The sequence below is a fragment of the Marinilabiliales bacterium genome, from assembly GCA_007695015.1.
Lineage (GTDB): Bacteria > Bacteroidota > Bacteroidia > Bacteroidales > PUMT01 > PXAP01.
The window spans coordinates 1-2,963 of record REEN01000002.1 but is presented as its reverse complement, the minus strand read 5'-3'; the positions used below and the strand labels follow the sequence as shown (position 1 = coordinate 2,963).

Annotated in this window: 2 protein-coding genes; both read left to right on the top strand. The window is 50.2% G+C overall.

What is annotated here, in order from left to right; translation table 11 throughout:
• Positions 1 to 145: 145 nt before the first annotated feature.
• Positions 146 to 1,318, top strand: coding sequence for a hypothetical protein (locus EA408_00025; protein ID TVR75690.1), 1,173 nt, complete (start codon positions 146 to 148; stop codon positions 1,316 to 1,318).
• 83 nt (positions 1,319 to 1,401) lie between these two features.
• On the top strand, positions 1,402 to 2,963 hold a 1,562-nt coding region (locus EA408_00020), incomplete at its 3' end, for a hypothetical protein (GenBank protein TVR75689.1).

The window sequence follows — 2,963 nt, the reverse complement described above, 5'->3', positions numbered from 1 at the left end:
CTGGTTGACGGTGCAGTTGCCAGCGATGAGCATTTTGAAAGAGAAGCAGTAAAAGAGAAGGCCTGAGCATACGGGATACTGCTGCCGGGGAAATTTTCCGGCAGCAATCCCGTAACAGGGATCTTAACAGTTAAACATTTTACTCATGAGAGTAGCATATATCATACTAACTATCTTTATTACCTCAGTATTAAACGCCGGTTTTGTCGCAGCAGCGGGGGACAATCGTATCGAGTCCCCCACCCTGCGGGGCTATGTAAGGAACATGCCCGCGTTGAGGCTGGACAAAGATTTTTCTGACCCGTCATTCACCAACCTGTTTCACAACAGGCTCAATTTCAGGTGGAACATCAGCAGCAATTTCCACCTGGTGGCAGAGGGCAGGAACAGGCTGTTCTATAACACCATGTTCAAAGACTATCCGCAGTATAGTGACATTCTTGGACGTGATGGGGGACTGATGGATCTTTCCTGGGTATGGCTTTCAGACGGCCCATGGATCGGACACAGCATGGCGGACAGGCTTTACGCGGACTGGCGGGGTGACAAGTGGCAGGTACGGGTGGGCCGGCAGAGGATAAACTGGGGTATCAATTTGGTATCAAACCCGAATGACCTGTTCAACACCTACTCGTTCTTTGATTTTGACTACCCCGAAAGGCCCGGCTCCGATGCCATAAGGATACAGCATTTCACCGGCGACCTTTCACGTATCCAGCTTGCGGTAAGCCCGGCGAGGAACAGCCGCAAAACGGTTGCCGCAGCAATGCTGGGCACCAACTGGAGAGGTTATGATGTGCAGGCCGTTACAGGATACTACAGGCACAGGCTTGCGCTGGGTGGCGGCTGGGCCGGAAGTATCGGCGGGGCAGGATTCAAGGGGGAGGCCACCTGGTTCCATGATATTGAAGAGGAGGCCGGAACAGACCGGAGCAACATCGTGGCTTCAACCGGGATTGACTATATGTTTGCGAATGGCACATTCGGAGTGGTTGAATTTCTTTATAACGGTGGGTACAACAGGAGACCGGGAGAGGTGTTCATGATAACCGAGCCGCTGAGGCCCGACAACATCATGTTCTCAAAATACGCTGTAACGCTCAGCGCTCAGCGCGCCCTGTCGCCAATCCTCCAGGGAAGGCTGGCCGTAATGGCCCTGCCCGATATTGATGCCGCATTTCTGATGCCGGGAATTGACTACTCCCTTACCAGGGACCTGGACCTTGAATTTGTGGGACAGATCTTCCTCGGAGGATCGGGAACAATATTCGAAGAGGCAGGGGCAGGCTTCTTTGTCGCCCTGCAGTATTCTTTCTGAAAGAATTGCTAAAGATTCAATTATGTTGATCCGGAATAAGTGTAACCAAAGATAATAACTGAAAACCCTTAAACAACTGACAAATGGCTACGCATGGTTCATACTCAAACAGAAGACCGGGACTGACCCGCATAGCGATCTTTATTGCCTGCCTGCTGACAGTCGCAAATGCAGGGGCAACCAACAGTGATATCTACAAACCGATAGAACGTCCAACCGTGGCAGTTGTGCTGAGCGGCGGAGGGGCAAAGGGAATTGCACACATCGGGGTTCTTCAGGCTCTTGAGGAAAACGGAATTCCGGTTGATTATATAGCGGGCACATCCATAGGGGCTATTGTAGGGGGACTGTATGCAGCAGGTTATTCACCGGCCGAAATGATGGAGATAGTCCGTTCGGATGAGTTCATTGCTGCAGCCAGGGGAAGGATTGAGGACAAGTACGGACTTTATTATTTACAACCCCGGCCCGACCCCGCCTGGCTGAGGATTAATGTTAGCCGGGAACATCTGTTGGATTTTCAGGGAGTCATCCAGAGCAATATCCCTACCAATATCGTTTCACCATTTTTGATGGACTTCCTGTTCATGGAGTATCTCGGACCGGCTGCGGCAGCGGCAAACTACAGCTTTGACAACCTGCTTGTCCCCTTTCGCTGCATAGCTGCAAATATAGAAGACAACAGGGGCGAGGTAATGAGATATGGCAGCCTTGCCGATGCAGTAAGGGCCTCGATGACCTTCCCCTTCTATTTCAAGCCGATTACCATTGACGGCAGACTGATGATGGACGGTGGCATGTTCAATAACTTTCCCGCCGATGTGGTGCATATGGAATTTGTTCCCGACATTGTTATCGGAAGCGTGGTTTCAGGAAACCCTGAAAAACCGTCACCCCATGATATAGTCTCGCAGCTGCAGACCATGCTGATGGCATATACACGATATGACATCGGCACAGAGAGGGGCTTCATGGTAAGGCCCGATGTTCCCGATCTGAATGTAACCGATTTCAGCCAGAGCGAGAGGGTTTACCAGATTGGGTATGAAGCTGCAATTGCCAGGATCAGCGAAAACCAGCACCTCTTTGAATACAGGGTTGAGGGGGGAGTGCTTGAACAGAAAAGAGAGGCATTCCGCAGTGAAATGCCCGCGCTGATGATTGACCAGGTGACTGTTTCCGGATTGAGGGATAACGAAAGAAGGTTTGCCGAAAACTTTCTTAAACGAAGCAGCGAGCCGGCAGATCTTGAGGAGATAAAAAGGAATTACCTGGCTCTTCTCTCGCTCAGGAGATTTAAAAACTCCTATCCACGGATCATCTATAACTATGAAACCGGTTACTATGATTTCTTTGCCGATATGGAATATGATTCTGACTATTTCAGGACAATCGGCGGCAACATCTCATCTGAAAATATCAACCAGGCCTTCAGCGAAGTACAGTTCTGGCGCCTCGACAAAAACCCGGCCCATCTTTCAACCAGGGCATATTTCGGCAGTTTTTACACAAGTGCCGGACTTTCGGGCAGAATGGACTTCATTGGCAGACATCCTTTCTACCTGTTTACCGATATTACCTACAGCCACTGGAAATACTCATCCAGTCCGCTCTTCTTTTTTGAAGAGCAGAAGCCTGCCTTTCT